Here is a 25,167-nt window from a genome sequence, read left to right on the forward strand (position 1 = left end):
AATTTCATTCGGCTGAACTACAGCAGCCCGTGGTCGCCGGAGATCGAACGCGCGATCGTCACGGTCGGCAAGCTCGCGTTATGACCTGAATCGCGTCGCGCACGTGATGCGGCGGATAGCCGTCGACCGGGTCGGGATAGAGCACGCATAGAACGGGTCGCCGTCGGGTCGCTCCTCGTGACGGGATGAAGGCGGGGCGGTACGCGGATTGCTCGGCTCGCCGGCCCCCCGCGCACGCGCATGCGGCGTGTTGCGCCGCAGCGTCGATGACGTTCTACGCCGGTCGCGGATCGCGTACAAGCCACAGTCCGTGTTTGAGTGCGCTGCGGGGTCGTCTGCACCTGTTCTTTTCGGGAAGGACGCCGATAATGGGATCGTTACCCCACACTCCGGGAGCCACGCCATGTCCGGAAGCGACGCCTCGTCTTCACGTCCCGATCTCGCGCAGGGGATCGCGCTCGACGACCTCGCCGACGGCGCGATGATCGAGGGCCAGGTCGGCGACGCCACGGTGCTGCTGGTGCGCCGCGCCGACGAACTGTTTGCCGTGGGCGCGCAATGCCCGCACTACGGCGCGCCGCTCGCCGACGGGCTGCTGGTCGGCGATACGATCCGCTGTCCATGGCATCACGCGGCGTTCTGCCTGCGCACCGGCGCACTGCTGCGCGCGCCGGCGCTCGACGGCCTGACGTGCTGGCGCGTCGAGCGGCGCGACGGCCGCGCGGTCGTGCTCGATGCGCGGCCAGCCGCATCGCCGCCCGCGCTGAATGCGGCGGGGCTGCCCGCATCGGTGGTGATCGTCGGCGGCGGTGCGGCCGCGATCGCGGCGGCCGTGACGCTTCGCCAGGAAGGCTATCCGCATGCGATCACGCTGCTGAGCGCGGACAGCGAGCCGCCGTACGACCGTCCGAACCTGTCGAAGGACTATCTGGCCGGCACGGCCGAAGCCGACTGGCTGCCGCTGCGCGGCGCGTCGTTCTATACCGAGCAGCGCATCGACGTGCGCTGCGGCACGCGCGTCACGCGGATCGATCCCGCGCAGCACGCGGTCGAGCTCGCGGACGGCAGCCGCGTCGGCTACGGCGCGCTGCTGCTCGCCACCGGCGCCGAGCCGAACCGGCTGACCGTGCCGGGGGCGGATCTGCCGCACGTGTGCGTGCTGCGTTCGCGGGCCGATTGCGATGCGCTGATCGGCAAGCTGAAGACGGCGCGGCGCTGCGTCGTGGTCGGCGCGAGCTTCATCGGCCTCGAAGCGGCCGCCGCGCTGCGCACGCGCGGGCTCGACGTGCAGGTGGTCGCGCCCGACGCGCATCCGATGGCGCGCGTGCTCGGCGAAGCGCTCGGCGACACGATCCGCGCGCTGCACGAAGCGCACGGCGTGGTGTTCCATCTCGGCGCGACGCCCACGCAGATCGCGCCGGAGCGCGTGACGCTGTCGAACGGCGACACGCTGCCGGCCGATGTGGTGGTGGTCGGCATCGGCGTGCATCCGGACCTCGCGCTCGCGCAGGAGGCGGGGCTCGCCGTCGATCGCGGCGTGACGGTCGACCGTTTCCTGCAGACGAGCGCACCGGACATCTACGCGGCCGGCGACATCGCGCGCTGGCCCGATCCGTTGACGGGCGAACGCATACGCGTCGAGCACTGGGTCGTTGCTGAGCGGCAGGGCATCGCCGCGGCGCGCAACATGCTCGGCCAGCAGCGGCCGTTCGACGCGGTGCCGTTCTTCTGGAGCCAGCACTACGACCTGACGGTCCGTTATGTCGGACATGCGGAGCAATGGGACCGCGTCGAGATCGACGGCGACCTGCGCGCGCATGACGCTTCGGTCGCGTTCTGGCGCGGCAACGCACGGCTGGCGGTCGCGACGATCGGCCGCGATCTCGACTGCCTGCGCGCGGAAGCGACGCTCGAGCAGCAGGGCACGACGCGCGCGTGAACGGGCTGCCGACTGTGCGCTGACCGGTACACGCTCTGGAAAAATAGTTGCGCACACAACTGTCATCGAATCGTCGCGACTTGCACAGAGACCGCCGAACCTGACAGGCGCCCGTGACTCTCGACGGCGGTTTCTCGACCGAGGTGATCGCGGCGCCGTTCGCGATCATGAACCCGAGCGCGAACAATCCGGCATTTCCGGTGCCGACATGGAGGCGCAGTCGACACGATGCGCCGCACGGCCGCGCTGGCCGCCGCAATCGGCGTGTCGATCGACGACGACGCGCCGACGGGCTGATAACCCACCGCACCCACCCCTGCGCGCACGGGCGCGCGCCTTGCTCGAACAGTGTGACGGTACTTGCACCGTTACCGCTTTCGACAAGGAGGGCCTGACATGAAAGCAGTCGTATTTCACGGCATCGGCGACATTCGCATCGATACGGTACCCGACCCGCAAGTCGTCGACGTGACCGATGCGGTCGTGCGCCTGACGGCCAGCGCGATCTGCGGCACCGACCTGCACATGGTGCGCGGCACGCTCGGCGGGATGAAGCCGGGCACGATCCTCGGCCATGAGGGTGTCGGCATCGTCGAGACGGTCGGGCGCGACGTGCGCAACCTGCGGCGCGGCGATCGCGTGCTGATTCCGTCGACGATCGCGTGCGGCAGCTGCGTGTACTGCCGCGCGGGCTACACCGCGCAATGCGACGTCGCGAACCCGGGCGGGCCGCGCGCGGGCACCGCGTTCTACGGCGGCCCGGCCGACACGGGGCCGTTCGACGGGCTGCAGGCCGAATACGCGCGCACGCCGCTCGCGAACGCGAGCCTGATCCGGTTGCCGGACGCGATCGACGACGACCGGGCGATCCTGATGTCCGATATTTTTCCGACCGGCTACTTCGGCGCGCAGCTCGCGGAAGTGAAGCCGGGCGACACGGTGGCCGTGTTCGGCGCCGGGCCGGTCGGCCAGTTCGCGATCGCGAGCGCGAAGCTGATGGGCGCCGGGCGCGTGATCGCGATCGACCGCATCGCGTCGCGGCTCGAGATGGCCTGCGCGCAAGGCGCCGAGACCATCGACTTCTCCGAGGAAGACCCCGTCGACACGGTGCTGCGGCTCACCGGCGGGATCGGGGTGGATCGTGCGATCGATGCGGTGGGCGTCGACGCGATGCGCGCGACGCATGGGCCGGCCGCCGCCGACCACGACGCGGCGCGTGCGTTCGATGCGGAAGTCGACGCCGTCGCGCCGCGCCGCAAGCCCGACGGCCGCTACTGGACGCCCGGCGACGGGCCCTCGCAGGTACTGCAATGGGCGGTACGTGCGGTCGCGAAGGCGGGCACGGTCGCGGTGATCGGCGTGTATCCGCCGCAGGCGCGCGTGTTTCCGGTCGGCGAGGCGATGAACCGGAACCTCACGATCAAGATGGGCAACTGCAATCACCGGACCGTCACGCCGCACCTGATCGAGCTCGTGCGCAGCGGTGCGTTCGACCCGGCGTCCGTGCTGACGCGCTGCGAGCCGCTGACGAACGCGATCGACGCGTATCGCGCGTTCGACGTGCGCGAGCCGGGCTGGCTGAAAGTGAAGCTGACGCCATGACGCTGCGAACCGCAACGAGGAGTGCTGCCATGAACGGGTTCCATGATCTCTACGACAACTGCATGGCCGCGTGTGACGCGTGCGCGCATGCATGCGACGCGTGTACGGCGGGGTGCCTGGCGGACCCCGACACGCACGCGCTGGCCGCTTGCATCGCGCTCGACATCGAGTGCGCGCAGCTGTGCCGCCTTGCCTCGGCCGCGATGGCGCGCGACAGCGTGCTCGCGCCGCAGGTGTGCGCCCTGTGCGCGCGTGCGTGCGAGGTGTGCGCGGCCGAATGCCTGCTGCATGCGCACGACCATTGCCGGCGCTGCGCGCTGGCATGCGATGCGTGCGCGGCGATGTGCCGCGCGATGGCATGAGCGGCTACGGCGCGCCGTGGACCTTGCGCGCGACGCGCTCCAGCAGCGCGTCGAGCACCGCCATCTCGACGGGCTTCACGAGGTGATCGTCGAAGCCCTCGCTCGCGGTGCGCGCGAGATCGGCCGGGCTCGCATGGCCGGACAACGCGACGCAGGTCGTGCCGGCCAGCGCATCGATCGCGCGCAGTTCGCGCAGCAGCGTGAAGCCGTCGACGTCGGGCATCGACAGGTCGACGAGCATCAGGTGCGGAACGATGTCGCGCGCGAGCGCCAGCGCGTCGTCCGCGTGGTACGCGACGCGCGGCGCGTGGCCCTTGATCTGCAGCAGCACGGCGAGCGTGTCGGCGGAGTCGCGGTTGTCGTCGACGATGACGATGCGCAGCGGCGCGCCGGCCGGCGGCTCGGTCGTGCGCGGCGCCGGCGCCGGCGCGTCGCCGGGCGTCGGGCGCATCGCGCGCTCGAGCGGCAGCCGTACCGTGAACGTCGCGCCATGGCCGGGGCCGGCGCTTTCCGCGGCGATCCTTCCGCCATGCAGCTCGACGAATGACCGGCAGATCGCGAGGCCGAGCCCGAAGCCGTCCGACGCGCGCCGGCCCGGCACGCTTTCCTGTTCGAACAGGTCGAAGATCGATTCGAGCGAACCCGGCGCGATGCCGACGCCGTGATCGGTGATGCGAATCGCGACGACCGACCCTTCGGCGCTCGCGCTGACGTCGATGCGCGCGCCCTGCGGCGAGAATTTCGACGCGTTGTCGAGCAGGTTGTGCAGCACCTGCACGAGCCGCGCGGCGTCGCCGCGCACCACCAGCGGATCGGCCGGCAGGTCGACGCGAATGTTCTGCTCGCGTGTGGCCAGCTTCGGCTGGATGCTTTCCACGCCGCGGCAGACCACGTCGCGCACGGTCACCGGCGCGTGGTCGAGTTGGACCTTGCCGGCGGTGATGCGCCCGACGTCGAGCAGGTCGTCGACCAGCCGCGTCAGCTGTCCGACCTGGCGATGCACGGCGTCGCGGCATTGCGCGAGCGCGGGCGCCGGATCGGGCAGGCTCTGCAGCACGCCGACCGAATTGCGCAGCGGCGCGAGATGGTTGCGCAGCTCGTGCGCGAGCATCGCGATGAACACGCTGAGCCGGTGCGTCGACACCTCGAGTTCGGCGAGCCGCTTGCGCTCGGTCATGTCGCGCGTGATCTTGATGAAGCCGGCCAGCTGGCCCGCATGGTCGTGCACGGCCGTGATCGTCACGCTGGCCCAGAACAGCGAACCGTCCTTGCGCACGCGCCAGCCTTCGTCCTCGAAGCGGCCGTGCGCGACGGCTTCGCGGAGCCCGAATGAGGGCCGCCCGGCGGCGATCGCATCGGGCGGATAGAAACGCGAGAAATGGTGGCCGACGATGTCGGCCGTGCGATAGCCCTTGATGCGCTCCGCGCCCGCGTTCCACGTCGCGACGTTACCGTGCGCGTCGAGCATGAACACCGCATAGTCGGTGATCGCCCCGACGACGGTCTCGAAACGGAACTCGGCGAAGCGGTGCAGCAGGTCGCGTGCATCGGCGGGCCCGAGCGGCGGGTGGAGATCGGAAATGGCGTCGTCTTTCTTCATCGGAACGGCAAGTCGGATGCGGGCGGAGGAACGCCGCGCCGCCGCGGCCGGACGAGCCGGCTGCGGCCATTCAAATCGGATTGACACCCCGAAAGCATAAGGGAGGTCGAATCGCCTGATCAATGGGGGCGCATGGCCTGTGCCGCGTCGCGCCCGCAGTGCGAAATCCTGCCGGTGGCGGCCCGGCGACGGCGGCGCGGCATGCCGATTGCGTCGCCCTCCGGTCCGCACGCCGCGGCCGGCCCGGCGCGAAAGCCGGCCTCCGGCGGCGGCGCGCCGCTTCACGGCTACCCGAGGGCATCGACATGAACAGCACCCTGAACCCCGACAACGAACCGGCCGGCCCGGACGACGACAACGTACGGCGCGGCCGCGACGGCCGCGCGCTGGGTCCGAGCGATTCGTCCGACAGCGGCAGCGACACGGCCGGCGCGCGGCGCCATCCGTTCGACGTCGATTCGCCGCTCGACGAGCACGCGCTGGAGCGCGGCGACGCGGCCCTCGACAGCGATACGGACCGCGCGGGCACCGGCGAGCGCGCGTCGGCGGACGGCGACGCGGGGCTCGAGGAAGGCGCCGATATCGAGCCGGATCGCACGGAACGGCTGAGCGAGCCCGGCGGCGCCGAGGATCCGGATGCGCCGGACGAACCGGGTGCGGGCGGCGCATAGGGTCGCCGCACGGCGACCATTCGCGCAAAAACTGCAATTGCGTTGCAGATAGGGGCGTCCGGCCAGGGGCACCGCGCAAAGGGTGCCCGGCCAAGTGCGCCTGGCCAGGGACACCCGCCGAAGCGCGACGATCCGCATTGCCCCCGTCAGCGCGCTGCGCGGCGATCGCGACGTGGACCGCGATCGTCGGCGCGGGCGTGCCGCCCTGGGCTTCGCCGCGCCCCCGCGGTGTGCTGGTCAACGGGCGGCACGCGACTTGCATCAACCTGACCGACGTGCGCCGCGACGCGACATGGGTCCCGGTCCGCACGCGGCACAGGCGCGATCAGCACAGGCGCGATCAAGGAGGGACACGATGCAACGACGATCTCCCGGACGGCAAGCCGAACGGAGCGGCCCGCCCGACTGGCAGGAGCGCGGCGAACGCGCGTACCGGGACACCGGCGAGCGCGATTTTCGCGGGGACGAATCCCGGCGCCACGATGCCGACTACGAATCCGCGTACCGGCGCTTCGCGAGCGAGGACGTCGGCCCGGAAGACTGGGGCAGCGAATGGAGCGAGCGCTCGGCCCGCTCGTCGGCCGAACAGCGCGGCGCAGACGCCGGCGCCGACTGGCGCGGTGCGCCGGGCGGGCCGGGCGGCCCCGGCGGTTCGCGCGATCCGGCGTGGGAGTCCGGGCGCGGCTACGGCAACCGCGGCCGCACAGCGGAAGGCGGCCAGGGACGTGAAGGCGCCCATGCCGACCAGCCGCGGTTCCGCGGCCAGCACCGGACGGGCTGGCATGGCGGCGACGGCGACTACGACGCCTACAACGGGCGCGACCAGCGCCGTGCCGATGCATCCGGCCTGTCGCGCTTCGGCGACGCCGCGCAACGCGAGGCCATGCGGCATCGGCGCGGCCCGAAAGGCTATACGCGTTCGGACGAGCGGATTCGCGAGGACGTCTGCGAGCGGCTCGCGCATGCGCTCGACATCGACGTGAGCGATGTCTCCGTGCAGGTGCGCGACGGCCGCGTCGAACTCGACGGCACCGTGCCGCAGCGCTGGATGAAGCACGACATCGAGGACATCGCCGACGGCTGCATGGGCGTGCGCGACGTCGAGAACCGCGTGCGCGTGCGCCGCGACGGCGAACAACCCGATACGGGCATGGTGCTGCATCCGTCCCAACGCACGGTCACGCCGACGCAGCCTGCGGCGCGCGATCCCGAACCGGGTAGCGGCGCCGGTCGCGAGCGCGATCCGCGCCGTTGACGGTCGATGCGCGGGACGACCCGGCCAAGGCCACGGACACAGCCAATGCGCGCATGACGACCGGCTCTGACGACGGACCGCGTGACGACGGCGACATTCGCGACATTCGCGACGATCGCGACTCGAGCGCCAGCGCGCCGCGCGACGGTCGTGGCCGCGACGCACGTGGCCTGCGCGCGCGCATCGCGGTCGAGCTGTGGCGCGCGATCCGGCATTACCGCGCGCGCGTGCTGGCCGCGCTGGCGCTGCTGCTGCTCGCGAAGGCGGCGGCCGTTTCGGTGCCGCTGCTGCTGAAGGACATCGTCGACGGGCTGGGCCGCGCGGCCGGCCAGCCGATCGCGCTGCCGGTTCTGCTGCTGTTCGCGTATGCGGTCGTGCGCTTCGCGGCGAACGCGCTGAACGAAGTGCGCGACATGACGTTCGTGCAGGTCACGCAGCACGCGGTCGCGTCGTTTACGGTCCGCACGTTCGGTCATCTGCACCGGCTCGGCGCGCGCTTTCATTCGCAGCGCGAGACCGGCGCGGTCGTGCGCGACCTCGAGAAAGGCACGGCCGGGATCGGCTACCTGCTCGGCGTCGCGGTGTTTACCGTCGTGCCGACCGCGATCGAGATCGGCTCGGTGCTGGTGATCGTGATCGGCAAGTACGGCGGCGGCTTCACCGCGATCATCCTCGTCACGTTCGCCGTCTATGCGGGCTACACGACCGTCTTCACGCGCCGGCGGATGCGCTACCAGCGTCGCGTGAACGTGCTCGAGGCCGAATCGAACGCGCGCGTGGTCGACAGCCTGCTCAACGTCGATACCGTCAAGTACTTCGCGCGCGAAGACGTCGAGCGCAGCCGGCTCGAACGCGTGCTCGACGCATGGCGCGAGGCCGGCGTCGACAACCAGTACGCGCTGTCGACGCTGCATATCGGGCAGAGCGCATGCATCGGTGCGGGCATCGCGGCGGTGATGCTGCTCGCCGGCCAGCATGTCGCGCGCGGCACGATGACGGTCGGCGATCTGGTGCTGATCAACGCGTACATCATCCAGATCAGCCTGCCGCTGAATGCGCTCGGCTTCGTGTTCCGCGAGGCGCACGACGCGATGACGAACATCGAACGATTGTTCGGCCTGCTCGACGCCCGCGGCAAGCCGGGCGAGGAGGGCGACGCGCCGGGCGCGCAGCCGCTCGCGGTGCGCGGCGGCGCGATCGAGTTCGAGCACGTCGACTTCGGCTACGAGCCGAGCCGGCAGATTCTGTGGGACGTGTCGTTTCGCGTCGAGCCGGGACAGTCGGTCGCGGTGGTGGGCGGGAGCGGCTCGGGGAAGTCGACGCTCGCGCGGCTGCTGTTCCGGCTGTACCAGCCCGATGCGGGGACGATCCGGATCGACGGCCAGGACCTGCGCCTCGTGACCGAGCGCAGCCTGCGCGATGCGCTCGGCATTGTGCCGCAGGACACGATCCTGTTCAACGACACGCTGGCCTACAACATCGCGTACGGCAAGCGCGACGCGACGCGCGGCGAAGTGATCGCGGCCGCGCGCGGCGCGCAACTCGACGCGTTCATCGAGCGGCTGCCCGATGCGTACGACACGCGTGTCGGCGAGCGCGGCGTGCGGCTGTCCGGCGGCGAGCGGCAGCGTGTCGCGATCGCGCGCGCGCTGCTGAAGGCGCCGCCGATCGTCGTGTTCGACGAGGCGACATCGGCGCTCGACACGCGCTCGGAGCGCGCGATCCAGCAGGAACTGATGCGCGTCGCGCGGCACCGCACGAGTCTCGTCATCGCGCACCGGCTGTCGACGATCGTCGATGCGGACCGGATCCTCGTGATGGAGCATGGCCGGCTCGTCGAGCAGGGCACCCACGACGAACTGCTGGCGAGCGACGGCGTGTATGCGCAGATGTGGTCGCTGCAGGCGAAGCAGCGCGAACTGGAGCGCACCGAGGCGAAGTTCGCGCTGCAGCCGGTGCGGATCAACCCGCTGGTGGCGCAGGTGCTCGATGCGCTGGCGGAAGCCGCCGCGCGCCGCGGCGTGCCGGTGTTCCGCGAGCTGTCGAACGAGGATCTGGTCGTCAAGGCCGATCCGGCCGCACTGCGGCGCTTCGTGTGGGAGCTGTGCCGCGGCGGGATCGATACGAGCGGCGGCGGGCGGGTCGAGGTGCGCACCGCGCGGCACGACCCCGACGCGCGGATCACGATCACGTGCACCGGCGTCGACGCGCCGGAGCTGTCGCTGGCCGATCTCGAACGGCTGCAGGGCGCGATCGAGGACGCGGGCGGCTACGTCGTTCGCGAGCGCGACGACGTCGGCGTGACGTTGCACCTGTCGCTACCGCTGTGCGCGGTCGCGCCGGCGTCGCTGCAACCGGCCGACGCGGCCGCACCGAATTCCGGGCCGGGCGCCGTTGCGGCCGCGGACGTGAAGCCGCTGGACGGCGTGCGCATCGCGTGCGTCGACGATCACGACGAGGCGCGCGAAGCGCTTGCCGCGCTGCTGCAGGTCGCCGGTGCGGAGGTGCGCGTGTTCGCGTCCGGCCACGCGCTGCTCGACGAGATGCGGAACATGCGCCGCGCGGACTGGCCGGCGCTCCTGGTATGCGACATCGACCTCGGCGCCGACGAGGAAGACGGCTACACGGTGATGCGCCGCGTGCGCCAGCTCGACGCCGAGCGTGCGCGCGACGGCCGGGCGCCGCTCGAAGCGCTCGCGTTGTCGGGCCATGCCCGCGAGCGCGACCGCACGCGCGCGGTCGAAGCGGGTTTCCACGCCTATCTGACCAAGCCCGCGGCAGCGGCCGACCTGATCGCGACGCTGCGGGCGCTCGCGCTTTCTTCCGGAGATATCCATGCCGAACCTTTCGAATCCGACGCCCCCCGAAGTCCTGACCGAGCGCCGCGCCGGTAGCGCGTTCGCCGACCGCCAGGCCGCGGTCGCCGCCGTCGAGCTGCTGTTGCCGACGTTGTCGGCCGCGTTGCAGAGCGACTTCGTCGGCGACAGCGGTTGCCTGCACGTCGTGATCATGGACCCGGCGCTCGGGCCGCGCGACGCGGCGTTCGAGGATGCGATCCTGTACGAGTTCTCGCTGCCCGATCCGAAGGACTGGGATGCCGATTATCGTGCGTACGCCCGCGCGAAGGCGCGGCTGTCGTGGGAAACCGGCCGCGACGGCCACGTCGTGCAGGCGCTCGAGCCGTACCGGCTGCGCGCGGGCGACACGAACCTGTGGGGCGGCGTCGCGCAGCACGGCATCGTGGTCGGCGTGTCGGGTGCGCAGCCCTGGTTCGACGAGGCGTTCGCGGGCTGCATCGCGCACTGCCTGCGTGCGCTCGCGAAACACCGCGCGCAGGCGACGCCGGACGCGCTCGCGATCTGAGCGCAGGGCGAGCGGGCCCGTTTTTACAGCCGGTTATAAAAAAGCCAGCGGGCGCGCGGGGGGAGCGCGATGTGGCGCGGGCGTTCGCGCAATGGCACGGTTTTCGCTGTACCTCTGGTACGACGTTTGTCACGACAAGTGTCAACGCCTCGATATTCCGGACGCTTACAGGAGGTGCATGTTGAACGCGACTCACGATCCAGCGCGAGCGTCGCTGGCCGGTCGCACCGCGCTCGTGACGGGCGGCGGTCGCGGCCTGGGCGAGGCCATCTGCGAGGAACTGGCGCAACACGGCGCACACGTGATCGTTGCCGATCTCGACGGCGATCGCGCGGCGGCCGTCGCGCAGCGCCTCGAGCGGCATGGCGGCCGCGCGGTCGGACGGCCGCTCGACGTGCGCGACGAGGCGTCGGTGCTGCAGGTCATGCACGACGCGCGCGAGGCGCTCGGCGACGTCGACGTGATCGTCAACAACGCGGCGATCGACGTGACCGCGCCGATCGACGACGTCAGCGTCGCCGCCTGGCAGCAGGTGATGATGACCAACCTGTTCGGCCCGTACCTGATGTGCCACGCGGCCGTGCCGATGATGAAGGCCCGCGGCAGCGGCCACATCGTCAACATCGCGTCGACCGCATCGAAGCGCGCATGGCCGAATGCGTCCGCGTATCACGCGACGAAGTGGGGGCTGCTCGGGTTGTCGCATGCGCTGCATGCGGAGCTTCGGCCGGCCGGCGTGAGCGTGTCGGCGATCGTCGCGGGCGGGATGCGCACGCCGTTCCTGCTCGATCGCTTCCCCGACATCGACGTGGACACGCTGCAGCCGCCGGAACACGTCGCGGCGGCCGTGCGTTTCGTGCTGACGCAGCCGCCGGGCACCGTCGTGCCGGAACTGATGGTGCTGCCGATGAAGGAGACGTCATGGCCGTGAGTCGCGCGCGACGGCTGCCCGGCGCGGTGCTGCTCGACAAGGACGGCACGCTGCTGGAGGACCTGCCGTACAACGTCGACCCCGCGCGGATGCAGCTTGCGCCGGGCGCCGCGCGCGCATTGCGCACGCTCGGCGCGACGGGCATGCCGATCGCGGTCGTGTCGAACCAGCCGGGCGTCGCGCTCGGCTACTTTGCCGAATCGAAGCTTGGCGCGGTCCGTCAGCGTCTCGCCGAATTGTTCGAAGCGAACGGCGCGGTGCTGGCGGACTTTTTTTATTGCCCGCATCACCCGGCGGGCAGCGTGCCGCGCTACACCTGCGACTGCATCTGCCGCAAGCCGCGCCCGGGGATGGTGCGCCGCGCGATCGCCACGCTCGGCGCGGTCGCCGAGTGGAGCTGGATGATCGGCGACATTCTCGACGACGTCGAGGCCGGCCGCGCCGCGCGCTGCGGCACGATACTCGTCGACCGCGGCAACGAGACGCAATGGCGGCTCGATGCCGCGCGCACGCCGCACCATGTGGTCGACCGGCTCGACCTCGCCGCCGACCTCGTCGCGCGCGAGGCCGTGCGCCGCCACGGCTCGTGGGTGCGGCGATGAGCGCCGCCTGGGATCGCGCGCGACGCATTCTGTGCGTGCGCCTCGACAGCCTCGGCGACGTGCTGATGACGACGCCCGCGCTGCGCGCGCTGAAGGAGAGCGGGCGCGGCCGCCGGCTCACGCTGCTGACGTCGCGCACCGGCGCCGCGCTGGCGAAACACCTGCCGATGGTCGACGACGTGTGGACGTATGACGCGCCGTGGGTCAAGCATCCGGACGTGCGCGGCGATCCGGTCGTCGATCTCGACATGATCGACCGGCTGCTGGCCGGCCGCTTCGATGCGGCCGTGATCTTCACCGTATACAGCCAGAGCCCGTTGCCGGCCGCGATGATGTGCTGGCTCGCGGGCATCCCGCTGCGGCTCGCGCATTGCCGCGAGAACCCCTACGAACTGCTGACCGATCGCGTGCCCGAGACCGAGCCCGATTCGCGCGTGCGCCACGAAGTCGCGCGCCAGCTTGCGCTGGTCCGCGCGATCGGCGCGAAGACGTGCGACTGGCGCATGGCGTTCGAGCCGGGCGATGCGGCGCGACGCGCGCTGCACTCGCGCTTGCGCGCGGCGCTGCTGCGCATCGGCGGCCCGCGCCGGCCGGCGCCGGCGCACACGCGCTGGCTGGTCGTGCATCCGGGCGCGAGCGCGGCGTCGCGGCGCTGGCCGGCCGAGCGCTTCGGCGACGTGGCCGCACGGCTCGCGCCGCTGTTCGACGGCATCGCGGTGACGGGCGGCGCCGACGAGCGCGCGCTCGTGGATGCCGTGTGCGAACGCGCGGGGCCGCGCGCCGTGCCGCTCGCCGGCGTGCTGCCGCTCGGCGAGCTCGGCGCGCTGATCGAGACGGCCGACCTGCTGCTGACGAACAACAGCGGCCCCGTGCATCTCGCGGCCGCGCTCGGCACGCCGGTCGTCGATCTGTACGCGCTGACCAATCCGCAGCACACGCCATGGCGTGTGCCGCACCGCGCATTGAACGTCGACGTGCCGTGCCGCAACTGCTACCGCAGCGTCTGCAACCAGCCCGGCCATCCGTGCCTGCTCGGCGTGAGCGTCGACGATGTCGTCGAGGCGACGCACGGCTTGTTGCGCCGTAGCGCGCGCCATGCGCAACACGCGGCCGCGCGCGCCACCTTGCACGCTGCCGAGCCGGTCGCGGCGAACGCGTCGAGCGTGTCGAACGTGATTCCGTTCGCGCAAGTCATCACGAGGACCTGACGCATGCCTGCTCCGACCTATACGCTCGGCATCAATGCCGCCTTTCACGACAGCGCCGCATGCCTCGTGCGCGACGGCGCGGTGATCGCGGCGGCCGAGGACGAACGCTTCACGCACGTGAAGCACGCGAAGCGGCCGGTGCCGTTCTCGACTTGGGAGCTGCCGTTTCACGCGATCGACTATTGTCTGGCGGAAGCGGGCATCGCGCTCGCGGACGTCGACCATGTCGCGTATTCGTACGATCCGTGGCTCGAACTGGACCGTCACGGCGACGCGCCCGAGCTGACGCTGCCGCTCGCACCGTCCGCGCATGCGCGGCGTGCCGACGGCGCATCGCCGTGGCATCCGTTGTTCCTGTCGTCGATCGTGAACGCGCCGCGCCAGCTCGCGGGCGGCGCGCCGCACCACCTGCAGCGGCGCTTTCGCGGCGTCGCGCACGACGGGCCGTTTCGCTGGCATTTCATCGAGCACCATCTCGCGCACGAGGCGAGCGCGTTTCTCGCGGCGCCGTACGAGCACTGCGCGGTGATGACGATGGACGGGCGCGGTGAACGCGCGACGACGAGCTACGGCGTGTTCGACGGCCAGTCGTACCGGCGGCTCGGCCAGGTCAACCTGCCGCATTCGCTCGGCCTGCTGTACGAGCGCGTGACGCGCTACCTCGGCTTCCTGCATTCGTCGGACGAGTACAAGGTGATGGCGCTCGCGTCGTACGGCAAGCCGGTGTTCGCGGACGCGATGCGCAGGCTGGTGAGCTACCACGGCGACGGGCGCTACGAGGTTGCCGACGGCGATCTCGTCGCGCTGTTCGGCGCGCCGCGCGAGCGCGGCGGACCGATCGAGCCGCATCACTGCGACATCGCGCATGCGCTGCAGCTGGTGCTCGAGGAAACGACGCTGCAGGCGGTCGACTGGCTCGCGGCGGAGAGCGGCGAGCAGCAACTGGCGATGGCGGGCGGCGTCGCGCTGAACTGCGTGATGAACGCGAAGATCCGCGATCGCGGCCCGTTCGACGACGTGTGGGTGCAACCGGCGGCAGGCGACGCGGGCACCGCGCTCGGCGCCGCGCTGTGGACCGATTTCCGGATGCGCGGGATGCGCGGCGACTGGCGGATGGATCACGCGTATCTCGGGCCGTCGTACGGCGACGATGCGATCGAGGCGTTCCTGAAGGAAGCGCGGCTGCCGTACCGGCGGCTCGCGGACGTCGCCAGCCAGACGGCCGCGCTGCTCGCGGCAAACCGCGTGATCGGCTGGTTCCAGGGCCGCATGGAGTTCGGGCCGCGCGCGCTCGGTGCGCGCTCGATCCTCGCGTCGCCGATCGATCCGGACATGCAGCGCAAGCTGAACCGGATCAAGGATCGCGAGGACTTCCGGCCGGTTGCGCCGGTCGTGCTCGAAAGCCATGCACACCACTGGTTCAACGGCGGGCGGCGCACGCCGCTGCGCGCGCCGTTCATGCTGTTCGTGTACGACATCGCGCCCGGCGCCGAGGCGACGATTCCGGCGGTGCGCCACATCGACGGCACCGCGCGCGTGCAGACCGTCGACGCACACCAGCATCCGCTGCTGCATGCGCTGCTGTCCGAGTTCGACGCGCTGACCGGCGTGCCGGTGCTCGTCAACACGTCGTTCAACACGCGCGGCGAACCGATCGTCTGCACGCCGCGCGACGCGCTCGAGTGCTTCTGGACTTCGCCGCTCGACGCGCTCGTGATCGGTTCGTTCCTGCTGGAGAAGCCGAGATGAACATGCGCGACACGCAACTGCCGCCGGTCGTGTCGGTCGTCGTGCCGACGTACCGGCGGCCCCGCCTGCTCGAACGCTGCCTCGACGCGCTGTGCGCGCAGGTGTTCGATCCGACCACCTACGAGATCGTCGTCGTCGACGACGACCCGGCCGGCAGCGCATGGGAAACCGTCGACGCGTGCCGTGCGCGCATGACCGACGTGCCGGTGATCCGCTACATGACCGCGCCCGATACGCAGGGGCCGGCGGGCGCGCGCAACATCGGCTGGCGCAGCGCGCGCGGCGCGCTGATCGCGTTCACCGACGACGACACGATTCCCGATCCGACCTGGCTGCGCCACGGCGCGGCCGCGCTGCTGGCCGAACCGTCGGCGGCGGCCGCGGCCGGGCGCATCGACGTGCCGTTGCGAGCGCGCCCGACCGACCACGAGCGCGACGCGGCCGGCCTCGCGCATGCGGAATTCGCGACCGCGAACTGCTTCGTGCGGCGCGCGGCGCTGGAGCGCGTCGGCGGATTCGACGAGCGCTTCACGCGCGCATGGCGCGAGGACGCCGACCTGATGTTCGCGCTGCGCGAGCACGCGGGGCCGATCGTCGGCGTCGATGCCGCGCGGATCGTGCATCCGGTGCGTCCCGCGCGCTGGGGCGCGAGCATCGGCCAGCAGTCGAAGGTGTATTTCGACGCGCTGCTGTACAAGAAGCATCGCGCGACCTACCGGCGTCATATCCGCGCGATGCCGCCGTGGAATTACTACGCGGCCGTGTTGTTCGCGCTCGGCGCGCTCGGCTGTTTCGCGGCCGGATGGCGCGTGCCGGGCATCGCGTGCGCGACGGCCTGGGCCGTGATCACGGCCGCATTCTGCGCGAAGCGGCTGCGCGGCACGCGGCTCACGCCGTCGCATGTCGCCGAGATGATCGTCACGTCGATCGCGATTCCGCCCGTGTCGCTGTACTGGCGCGTGCGCGGTGCGCTCCACTTCCGGGTGTTCTTCCTATGATGCTCGAATCCGTTTCGTCGTCCCGTCCGATGCGCATCGCGGTGTTCCGCGCGCTGCAGCTCGGCGACATGCTGTGCGCGGTGCCGGCGCTGCGCGCGCTGCGGCGCGGCGAGCCGGATGCGCGCATCACGCTGATCGGCTTGCCGTGGGCGCGCGAGTTCGCATCGCGCTTCTCGGACTACATCGACAACTTCATCGCGTTTCCCGGCGCGCCGGGCCTCGGCGAGCAGCCGGACGCCGAGCCGGCCGCGCGCGAGGCGTTCGTCGCGGAATGCCGCGCGCGCGACTTCGATCTCGCGATCCAGCTGCACGGCAGCGGCGTGCAGACCAACGCGATCGTCGCGTCGCTCGGTGCGACGCGCACCGCCGGTTTCGTGCCGCCCGACGGCGGCACGACCGCGCTCGACTGTGCGCTCGTGTGGCGCGACGGCGAGTCCGAGGTCACGCGCTACCTGGCGCTGACCCGCAAGCTCGGCTATCCGGACTGGGGCGACTACCTGGAATTTCCGCTGGGCGGCCTCGACTACGCGCTATGGCACGTGCTGTGCGACGAGCATGCGCTCGATCCGGGCCGCTACGTGATCGTTCATCCGGGCGCGCGGATGGCGTCGCGGCGCTGGCCGGTCGAGCGTTTCGCGAGCGCGGCACGGCAGCTCGCGGACGACGGCTGGCAGATCGTATTGACCGGCACGCGCGCGGAACTCGCGCTGGCCGGCGCGTTCGTCGAACATCTCGCGCGGCCGTGCGTGAACCTGTGCGGGCGCACGCCGCTCGGCGCGCTGGCCGCGCTGATCGGCCGCGCGCGGCTCGTGCTGTGCAACGACACGGGCGTGTCGCATGTCGCGGCGGCGTTCGGCACGCCGAGCATCGTCGTCGCGTGCGGCAGCGACACGGTCCGCTGGGCGCCGCTCGACGCCGAACGCCATCGCGTGCTCGCGCACTATCCGGCCTGCCGGCCGTGCGCGTTCGACACCTGCCCGTACGGGCACGAGTGCGCGACGGCGATCGGCGTCGACGACGTGATGGAGCGGGCGGGCAAGCTGCTCGCGGAGGAGAGACGTCATGTCACGTAAGCGCTTGCGCGTGCTCACCTGGCACGTGCATGGCAACTATCTGTATTACCTGTCGCAGGCGCCGCACGATTTCTACATCATGACGAAGCCGCAGCATCCGCCCGGTTACGCGGGTCGGGTCGGGCACCTGCCGTGGGGCGACAACGTGTACGAGGTGCCCGTCGAGTGCGTGCGCGACACCGAGTTCGACTGCGTGCTGTACCAGCATCACAATCACTACGCGCACGACCGGTTGCGGCTCCTGAGCGACGCGCAGCGCGCGCTGCCGGCGCTGTTCGTCGAACACGATCCGCCGCGCGAGCACCCGACCGACACGCTGCACCCCGTGCAGGACCCGAACGTGTTGCTGGTGCACGTGACGCCGTTCAACGCGCTGATGTGGGACAGCGGCGTCACGCCGACGCGCGTGATCGAGCACGGCGTGCTGCTGCCCGACGGTGTCGAGTATCGCGGCACGCTGCCCAAGGGCGTGACGGTCGTGAACCACCTCGCGCGACGCGGGCGGCGTCTCGGCGCGGACCTGTTCGAGACCGTGCGTCACAGCGTGCCGCTCGATCTGGTCGGGATGGGCTCGGCCGAACTCGGCGGCATCGGTGAGGTGCCGAATCCGGCGCTGCCGCAGTTCCTGTCGCACTACCGCTTCTTCTTCAATCCGATCCGCTACACGAGCCTCGGGCTCGCGGTGATCGAGGCGATGATGATCGGGCTGCCGATCGTTGCGCTCGCAACGACGGAGATGGCGCAGCTCGTGAGGAGCGGCTGCAACGGGGTCGCCGATACGCGACCTGCCGTGTTGATCGACGCGATGCGCATGCTGCTCCGCGATCCGGACCTCGCGCGCGAGTGGGGCGCGGCGGCGAAGCGCGACGCGTGCGAGCGGTTCGGGATCGAGCGGTTCGTGCGCGAGTGGGACAGCGCGTTGTGCGACGTCGCGGCGTAGACCGGGCGGCCGCCGTCGCGGCCCGGTTACGGGTTCGTTGCGCCCGGCGGCATACCGGCGCTCGGGCTGCCGGCCGCACCGTCGGCACCGGCGGTGCCGCTGGCGCCGCTTGCGCTGCCCGCGGCGGGCGTCGGCGCAGCCGCGCCGCTCGCCGCGTTGCGCTCGTGTTCGGGCAACAGCGCGAGCCGGTTGTACAGCGTCTTCAGGCTGATGCCGAGCGCCTTCGCGGTGCGCGGCTTGTCGCCGTTGAAATGGCGCAGCGACGCGACGATGAAGCGCTGCTGCGTATGCGCGAGCGTCGTGCCGATATGGAGCGTCATCGCGTTGTGACGCACCTCCTCGCGCGGCGGCTGGCGGCGCGGCAGCTGCAGTTCGATCTGCTCGTCGGCGAGAATGAACGCGCGCTCCAGCGCGTTGCGCAGCTCGCGCACGTTGCCGGGCCACGTATAGGCGCGCAGCGCCTTCATCGCCTGCAGCGACAGACGCTTGCGCGTGCGATGCCGCGCATTCAGCCGCTCGACGATCTGCAGCGCGATGTCGCCGACGTCGTCCTCGCGCTGCCGCAGCGCGGGCACGTGCAGCGCGATCGTCGCGATCCGGTAAAAGAGATCCTCGCGCAGCCGGCCGTTGCGCACGGCCTCGACCGGATCGTGATGGGTGGCCGCGACGATCCGCACGTCGAGCGGAATCGCTTCGTGACCGCCGACGCGCACGATCGTGTTCGTCTCCAGCGTGCGCAGCAGTTTCACCTGCAATTCCGCCGGCATTTCCGCGATTTCGTCGAGAAACAGCGTGCCGCCGCGCGCGGCTTCGAACATGCCCACATGTTGCGCGATCGCGCCGGTGAAGCTGCCTTTTTCATGTCCGAACAAATGGGATTCCGCGATGTCCTTCGGAATCGCCCCGCAGTTGACGGGCACGAACGGCCCGCGCCGGCGCGGGCTCATGTCGTGGATGAGCCGCGCGACGATGTCCTTGCCGGCGCCGCTCTCGCCGACCACCAGGACGCTGACGCGCGTCGCGGCGACACGCGCTACCTTCAGCAGCAGGTCTTGAATCGTTGGCGAGCGGCCGAACAGCCGCGCGCCGTCATCGTCGGATTTCGACATGAGTGTATCGAGTTGGAAGTATTGACCGAAACCGTCGAGGAGCAGGCGAAAAAATGACCGCCACGCATCATTTTTTCATGTGGAAAGCATACCTTTTATGCCCGTTTCGCCGGATTGAATCTGGCAATGCGGTGGTCGACGACAGATAGATTTATTCGATGATCGGCGAAGGCACGACGCACTTCTTCTATACTTCCAAGCACACGTTTGTCACTGCAGGACAGCTAATTTGCTCATTCGTGTGCGGTGCGGATGTGCCGCCGGGTTCCGGCGTCGTACCCCGCATCGCACGCCCGCCGCGGTTTCGGCCGACGCCTTGCGCCCGGGCCGCACCCACCAGGAGCTTCGATGCCTTATGTCCTGATCGTCGAAGACGACGCCGATACGCGAACGATGCTCGCGACCCTCGCGCAAGCGCAGCAGCTTGCATGCGACACGGCCGCGACGCTCGAAGAAGCGCGCACGCTCGTCTCGACGCACACTCCCGATCTCGTGTTGTGCGATCTCGTGCTGCCGGACGGCAACGGCATGGATCTGTTCGACGCGTTGCCGAAGCGCGCGCATTGCGAAATGGTGCTGACCACCGGTCACGCGAGCCTCGAAACCGCGATCGACGCATTGCGGCGCGGCGCGACCGACTATCTGGTGAAGCCGATCAACATGCAGCGGCTGAACAGCATCTTCGCGCGCGTGCCGCGCACCACCGCACTGCATGAGGAAATCGCCGAACTGCGCTCCGAACTGAAGCGTCTCGGCCGCTTCGGCCGGATGCTCGGCAGCTCGCCCGCGATGCAGGCCGTCTACGATGCGATCGGTCGCGTCGCGCGAACCGAGGCGTCGGTGCTGCTCACCGGCGAGTCGGGCACCGGCAAGGAACTCGCCGCGCAGACGGTGCACGACCTGAGCCTGCGCCGCCGCGGCCCGTTCCTCGCGGTGAACTGCGGCGCGATCGCCGCGAATCTCGTCGAGAGCGAGATGTTCGGCCACGACCGCGGCAGCTTCACCGGCGCCGAGCGGCAGCACAAGGGCTTCTTCGAACGCGCGGACGGCGGCACGCTGTTCCTCGACGAAATCACCGAGATGCCGGTCGAATCGCAGGTCAAGCTGCTGCGCGTGCTGGAAACCGGGCGGCTCACGCGGCTCGGCTCGACGCGCGAGATCGACGTCGACGTGCGCATCGTCGCGGCGACCAACCGCGATCCGGAAGCCGCGATGGCCGACGGCAAGCTGCGGCCCGACCTCTATCACCGGATCAACGTGTTCCCGATTCCGCTGCCGTCGCTGAGCGAGCGCGGCGACGACATCCCGATGCTCGCCGACGCGTTCCTGCAGCACTACAACGAGGAAAGCGGCCGCAATCTGCGCTTTGCGCCCGCCGCGCGCGAAGCGCTGAAGTCCTACGCATGGCCCGGCAACGTGCGCGAGCTGCGCAACTTCGTGCAGCGCGCGAGCATCTTCGCCGACGCGGACGTGATCGACACGCTGCCGCCGCCGATCATGGACGAACTGTCGAACATGGTCGACGCGCACGAGGATCGCGTGACGGTGCCGTTCGGCACGCCGCTCGAGGAAGTCGACCGCAAGCTGATTCTCGGCACGATCGCGAAATGCGGCGGCGTGAAGGCGCAGGCGGCCGAAGTGCTGGACGTGAGCCTGAAGACGATCTACAACCGGCTCGCGCAACTGGAAGACGAAGCGGAAAAACCGGACTCCTGATGTCGTGCCGGGCGCGCTCATGCGCGCCCGCCCGCGCGGCGACGCGCGTCGTCGTCGAGCCGGCGGCGCATGCGCTCGACGTGCGGCGGCAGCGCGCACCGTTCGCGCAGGATCCACGGCAGGCCCGCGAAGGCGGGCACGATGCCGCGTTCGCGCCACAGGCGCGGCAGCATGCGGACGGTATGCGCGAGCGCGGCGCGGGCCGGCCATCTGAGCCACGCGGTCCACACCGCGTTGCGGGCGGACACGCTCGCGCGCGTCTGCACGTCGCGTTGCTTCGAAGGGTAATGATGAACCGTCAGACGCGGTGCATAGACGAGCCACGCGCCCGCGCGATACAGGTCGAGCGCGAGCAGCGCTTCCTCGCCGCCGAGGAAGTAGCGCGGATGATAGCCGCCCGCGGCCACGAACGCGTCGCGCCGGAATGCGCTCGCGCCGGCCAAGAGCCCGAGGATCGGGCGGCCCGGCAGCGCGACGGGCGCATCGAGCGGGCTGTCGGCCATCAGCCGGCAGGTCGGGTCTTCGCGCCGGTCGGGGCCGACCAGCACGCGCGCGGTGACGGCCGCGACATGCGGGTACGCATCGAGCAGGTTCGCGGCTTCGGCGAGCGAGCCGGGTGCCCACCACGTGTCGTCGTCGCAGAACGCGACGTGGCGCGTGCGGGCGACGGCCGCGCCGAGATTGCGGCCGGCGGCCCCGAGATTGGCCGGCGCATGCACCAGCGTCGCATGAGGAAAGCGGCTGTGCATGAGCGCCGCGGTCGCGTCGTCCGAGCCGTTGTCGACGACGACGATCGCCGGCCGGTCGGGCAGCGCGGAGAGCCGCGCCAGCGTGCGCGCGAGCTCCAGCGAGCGCCGGCAGGTCAGCACCACCGCGGTCACGCGTGGTTCGCGCGGCGGCAGCACGACACGCGCGGGCGTCACGCGGACGTGCCGTCGCATTCGAGCCGCCAGTATGTTTCGGGTTCACGGAGATCGGCACGCATATGAGGCTCCAACAGCGCAATCTGGCTCGCATACGCGTCGACGGCGGCGGCCTTCGCTGCCGCCGTGTCCATGCCATTGCCGGCCGGCGCGCCGACCGGGCGGCCGATCCAGCCGTGCTCGCGCCAGCCGGTCACGCGCCGGGCCATCAACCCGTCGATCCGCCGGTACGGCACATCCTCGTAGAAGCGCCACACGCGCGCTGCGTCGCCGGCCCGGTCGTGATCGCGCAGCAGCGCCAGCACGGCCTGCTGAACCTGCAGGTGATCGCGATGGAACAGGCCGGCCGGCGCCAGCACGCCGAAGCCCGGATGCGCATCGATCACGTCGGCCACGCGCGCGGCGATTGCCGCCGACGCGGCCGGCGTGGCGTACTGGTCGTCGAGGAAGTCGAGCCAGACGGGCCGCGCATCGAGCAGCGCGAGCGCATGACGGTCCTCGTCGCGGCGCGTGCGCATCGCGTCGTCGGCCGTGCGGAATCCCGCGCGACGGTCCCACGGCGGCGCGGCCGTACCGTGTTCCGGAATGCCCGCGAACACCGTGACGACGACCGAGCCCGGTGCCTGCGCGAGCAGCTGCCCGCAACTGAATACGGCGTCGTCGAGGTGCGGCGAGACGACGAGCCAGCGTGTCGGAGCGGTCATGGTGTGAAGGTCTCCCAGGTCAGCACAGGCGGCCGAGCAGGTGACGTGCCCGTCCGGCTGCGCGTGGCCGGCTGCCGCCGGTGGGTCGGCAGGAGCGTGTCCGATGTTTGAATTTGCACGGCCGCAGGTCGGAAATTACGCAACCGCCGTGATGTTCGTCGCGATCGCCACCGTGCTGCAGGCGCTGGCGATCCGCTTCGGCGGCGTGAACCTGTCGCTGATCCTGTACTACCCGATGCTGGCCGGCGCGGCCTGGGTGACGTCGTTCCTGTTCGGGATCGTGTCGACCGTGGTCAGCGGGCTGCTGATCTGGACGCTGTTCCTGTCCGATCCGGCCGCGTACACCGGGCCGCTGTCGGCCCGGCTCGTGCAGCTCTTCGTCTTCCTGCTGGTCGGCATGCTGGTCTGCGCGGGCGCGGCGATGCTGCACCACGCGCGGCTCACGAACGACGTCGCGCGCCGGCGTGACGCGGCCGCGCGGCGGCAGCTCGAAGCCGTGCTGCAGTCGCTGCCGCACGGTGTGATCGCGACCGACGGGAAAGGCCGGGTGACTTACCTGAATGCGGTGGCGGCCGAGCTGGCAGGCTGCGGCGTGGACGAGGCGACGGGCCGGCCCGTGCGCGACGTGCTGCGCCTGTTCGATCACGATGGCCGGCGCGTGCAGGCGACGCCGCTCGAGCGGGCGCTCGGCGGCGCGCATGCGTTGTCCGACCGGCACTGGCTGCACGGCGCCGCCGGCAGCACGCCGGTGCCGATCGCCGAGGCGGCGGCGCCGATCGCCGATGCGCACGGCAACATCGACGGCGCGGTGCTGCTGTTCTGCGATGCCGGCGTGGCGCGTACGCGCGCCGACAAGTCGCGGCTGCAGCTCGCGGTCATCGAGGCATCGCCGGACGCGATCGTCGGCGTCGACGGCGAGGGCCGCATCGTCAGCTGGAACCCGGCCGCGCAGCGGATCTTCGGGTACGACGAGTCCGAGGCCTACGGGCGCCCGTTCGAATCGCTCGTCGCGATGCGCTGGCTGCAGCGCAATCCGTTGGCCGAAACGTTCGACGCGATGCGCGAACCGGTCGGCCCGCTCGAACTGCTGTGCGTGCGCCGCGACGGCCGGCGCTTTCGCGCAACGGTGTCCGCATGCCCGGTGCGCGGCGACCTGCGCGCCAGCGTCGCGCTGTCGCTGACGCTGCGCGAGACCGGCGCGCAGCGCCGCCGCGACCTGCGCGCGCACCGCTCGCTGCAGGGCGCGCGCGACGCGCGCGACCAGGCCGATACGTCGAACCGCCTGAAGGACGAATTGCTCGCGACCGTGTCGCACGAACTGCGCACGCCGCTGAACGTGATCTACGGCTGGGTCGAGGTGCTGCGCAATTCGCGCGAAGACGGATTGCAGCAGCAGGCGATCGACGCGATCGACCGCAGCGCGCGCTCGCTTACGCGCATGGTCGGCGACATCCTCGACGCCTCGTCGCTCGCGACCGGCAAGCTGCGGATCGATTCGATGCCGGTGGACGTGGTGCGGCTGTTCGCCGATGCGACGGGCACGTTCCAGACGGCTGCGTCGTCGGCCGGCATCGCGCTCGAATTCGACTGCGCGACGTCCGCATGCGTGGTGTCGGGCGACGCGGAGCGCTTGCGGCAGATGCTGTCGAACCTCGTGTCGAACGCGCTGAAATTCACGCCGGCCGGCGGCGCGGTGACGGTCACGCTGTCGCGCGACGCCGGGCACGCGATGCTGACCGTCGCCGATACCGGGCAGGGCATCGCGCCGGATTTCATCCCGTACGTGTTCGACATGTTCCGCCGCGCGGAAGAGTCGCCTGCCTCGTCGCGGCGCGGGCTCGGGCTCGGCCTGTCGATCGTGCGGCATATCGCCGAGCTGCACGGCGGCACGGTCAGCGTCGCAAGCCCGGGCCGCAATCGCGGCGCCACGTTCACCGTGACGTTGCCGGCCGGCTGGCAGCCGGCGGGGGCGATGGCGTGGAGCGTCACGCCGGACGACGTCGCGCGCGGTACGCCGATGCTCGAGTCGCAGCGCATCCTGATCGTCGACGACGACCCGACCACGCGTGCGAGCCTGACCGCCGCGCTGGCGACGCTCGGTGCGGTCGTCGCGGTCGCGTCGTCGGGCCGTGACGCGCTCGCCATCGTCGCGGAGGTGAAGCCGACCGTCGTGCTGTCCGATCTGGCGATGTCCGACGGCGACGGCTTCTGGCTGCTCGATGCATTGCGCCGCGGCGGCGCGAACGGCGGCAGCCCGCCCAACCTGCGCGTGCTCGCGGTCACCGCGCACGCGGGCCTCGGCGACGAACGCCGCGCGCTCGAAGCGGGCTTCGACGGCTATCTGTGCAAGCCGGTCGACGTGCGCGAGCTCGCCCGCCGCATCGCGCGCGTGACGACGCGCGACGGCTGATGCGCGTCGGCT

The 25,167-nt window shown here is 70.9% G+C and carries 20 protein-coding genes; 16 read left to right on the forward strand and 4 right to left on the reverse strand.

The annotated features are described in order from the left end of the window. Positions 1-403 precede the first annotated feature (403 nt). The 3 genes from U4Z31_RS04795 to U4Z31_RS04805 all read left to right on the forward strand — a co-directional run bounded on the left by U4Z31_RS04795 (position 404) and on the right by U4Z31_RS04805 (position 3,903). Positions 404-1,939, forward strand: a complete 1,536-nt coding sequence (locus U4Z31_RS04795; protein ID WP_321809599.1) for an FAD-dependent oxidoreductase — start codon at positions 404-406, stop codon at positions 1,937-1,939. A gap of 396 nt (positions 1,940-2,335) precedes the next feature. Next, positions 2,336-3,541 (forward strand): zinc-dependent alcohol dehydrogenase, encoded by a 1,206-nt coding sequence (locus tag U4Z31_RS04800; protein WP_321809600.1) that lies wholly within the window; start codon positions 2,336-2,338, stop codon positions 3,539-3,541. A gap of 29 nt (positions 3,542-3,570) precedes the next feature. After that, the gene (locus U4Z31_RS04805; RefSeq protein WP_044848162.1) at positions 3,571-3,903 is read left to right on the forward strand and encodes a ferredoxin; all 333 of its coding nucleotides are present in this window, start codon (positions 3,571-3,573) and stop codon (positions 3,901-3,903) included. A gap of 4 nt (positions 3,904-3,907) precedes the next feature. Here the strand turns inward: U4Z31_RS04805 and U4Z31_RS04810 are convergent, their stop codons facing one another. Beyond that, the gene (locus tag U4Z31_RS04810; RefSeq protein WP_321809601.1) at positions 3,908-5,503 is read right to left on the reverse strand and encodes an ATP-binding protein; all 1,596 of its coding nucleotides are present in this window, start codon (positions 5,501-5,503) and stop codon (positions 3,908-3,910) included. Positions 5,504-5,808: 305 nt separating this feature from the next. Between U4Z31_RS04810 and U4Z31_RS04815 the strand changes: the two genes are divergently transcribed. The 11 genes from U4Z31_RS04815 (at position 5,809) to U4Z31_RS04865 (ending at position 18,293) form a co-directional block, all read left to right on the forward strand. Further along, positions 5,809-6,174, forward strand: a complete 366-nt coding sequence (locus U4Z31_RS04815; RefSeq protein ID WP_124891825.1) for a chemotaxis protein — start codon at positions 5,809-5,811, stop codon at positions 6,172-6,174. A gap of 355 nt (positions 6,175-6,529) precedes the next feature. After that, complete coding sequence (locus tag U4Z31_RS04820; protein ID WP_321809602.1) at positions 6,530-7,429, forward strand: BON domain-containing protein; 900 nt, start codon at positions 6,530-6,532, stop codon at positions 7,427-7,429. A 53-nt stretch (positions 7,430-7,482) separates the two neighbouring features. Next, on the forward strand, positions 7,483-10,323 hold the full coding sequence (locus U4Z31_RS04825) for an ABC transporter transmembrane domain-containing protein (protein WP_321809603.1): 2,841 nt from the start codon (positions 7,483-7,485) through the stop codon (positions 10,321-10,323). Beyond that, positions 10,265-10,792, forward strand: coding sequence for a hypothetical protein (locus U4Z31_RS04830; RefSeq protein ID WP_082088721.1), 528 nt, complete (start codon positions 10,265-10,267; stop codon positions 10,790-10,792). Before U4Z31_RS04825 ends, U4Z31_RS04830 begins: the two co-directional genes overlap by 59 nt. A 178-nt stretch (positions 10,793-10,970) precedes the next feature. Next, entirely contained in the window at positions 10,971-11,723 is a 753-nt protein-coding gene (locus tag U4Z31_RS04835; RefSeq protein WP_124485774.1) for an SDR family oxidoreductase, read from the forward strand. After that, a complete protein-coding gene (locus U4Z31_RS04840; RefSeq protein WP_044848165.1) occupies positions 11,714-12,325 on the forward strand; it encodes a D-glycero-alpha-D-manno-heptose-1,7-bisphosphate 7-phosphatase in 612 nt (203 codons plus the stop codon). The genes U4Z31_RS04835 and U4Z31_RS04840 overlap by 10 nt, the downstream gene beginning before the upstream one ends. After that, on the forward strand, positions 12,322-13,533 hold the full coding sequence (locus tag U4Z31_RS04845; RefSeq protein ID WP_124528768.1) for a glycosyltransferase family 9 protein: 1,212 nt from the start codon (positions 12,322-12,324) through the stop codon (positions 13,531-13,533). Before U4Z31_RS04840 ends, U4Z31_RS04845 begins: the two co-directional genes overlap by 4 nt. 3 nt (positions 13,534-13,536) lie before the next feature. Beyond that, positions 13,537-15,282 carry a carbamoyltransferase gene (locus tag U4Z31_RS04850; protein WP_321809604.1) on the forward strand — a complete coding sequence of 582 codons (1,746 nt, stop codon included), beginning with the start codon at positions 13,537-13,539 and terminating at the stop codon, positions 15,280-15,282. Next, positions 15,279-16,280: a glycosyltransferase family 2 protein gene (locus U4Z31_RS04855; protein WP_044843354.1), complete on the forward strand. Its 1,002-nt coding sequence runs from the start codon at positions 15,279-15,281 to the stop codon at positions 16,278-16,280. Before U4Z31_RS04850 ends, U4Z31_RS04855 begins: the two co-directional genes overlap by 4 nt. After that, entirely contained in the window at positions 16,277-17,353 is a 1,077-nt protein-coding gene (locus U4Z31_RS04860; RefSeq protein ID WP_321809605.1) for a glycosyltransferase family 9 protein, read from the forward strand. The genes U4Z31_RS04855 and U4Z31_RS04860 overlap by 4 nt, the downstream gene beginning before the upstream one ends. Continuing rightward, the gene (locus U4Z31_RS04865) at positions 17,343-18,293 is read left to right on the forward strand and encodes a glycosyltransferase (protein WP_124528762.1); all 951 of its coding nucleotides are present in this window, start codon (positions 17,343-17,345) and stop codon (positions 18,291-18,293) included. The genes U4Z31_RS04860 and U4Z31_RS04865 overlap by 11 nt, the downstream gene beginning before the upstream one ends. Positions 18,294-18,319: 26 nt before the next feature. Here U4Z31_RS04865 and U4Z31_RS04870 read toward each other — a convergent pair whose 3' ends face one another. Next, a complete protein-coding gene (locus U4Z31_RS04870; protein WP_321809606.1) occupies positions 18,320-19,402 on the reverse strand; it encodes a sigma-54 dependent transcriptional regulator in 1,083 nt (360 codons plus the stop codon). Positions 19,403-19,750: 348 nt separating this feature from the next. Here U4Z31_RS04870 and U4Z31_RS04875 point away from each other — a divergent pair, with 348 nt between their 5' ends. Next, the gene (locus tag U4Z31_RS04875; RefSeq protein WP_044843358.1) at positions 19,751-21,118 is read left to right on the forward strand and encodes a sigma-54-dependent transcriptional regulator; all 1,368 of its coding nucleotides are present in this window, start codon (positions 19,751-19,753) and stop codon (positions 21,116-21,118) included. A gap of 17 nt (positions 21,119-21,135) precedes the next feature. On the opposite strand, the gene U4Z31_RS04880 is transcribed toward U4Z31_RS04875, so the two are convergent. Together U4Z31_RS04880 and U4Z31_RS04885 are read right to left on the reverse strand one after the other, a co-directional pair. Further along, positions 21,136-22,059, reverse strand: coding sequence for a glycosyltransferase family 2 protein (locus U4Z31_RS04880; protein WP_044843359.1), 924 nt, complete (start codon positions 22,057-22,059; stop codon positions 21,136-21,138). Then, positions 22,038-22,745, reverse strand: coding sequence for a PIG-L deacetylase family protein (locus U4Z31_RS04885; protein WP_321809607.1), 708 nt, complete (start codon positions 22,743-22,745; stop codon positions 22,038-22,040). Before U4Z31_RS04885 ends, U4Z31_RS04880 begins: the two co-directional genes overlap by 22 nt. A gap of 103 nt (positions 22,746-22,848) precedes the next feature. On the opposite strand from U4Z31_RS04885, the gene U4Z31_RS04890 reads away from it, so the two are divergent. Continuing rightward, a complete protein-coding gene (locus U4Z31_RS04890; RefSeq protein WP_321809608.1) occupies positions 22,849-25,155 on the forward strand; it encodes an ATP-binding protein in 2,307 nt (768 codons plus the stop codon). Positions 25,156-25,167: the final 12 nt, after the last annotated feature.

Origin of the sequence: Burkholderia sp. BCC1985 (genome assembly GCF_905339915.1) — a bacterium.
In the GTDB taxonomy this organism is placed as follows: Bacteria; Pseudomonadota; Gammaproteobacteria; order Burkholderiales; family Burkholderiaceae; genus Burkholderia.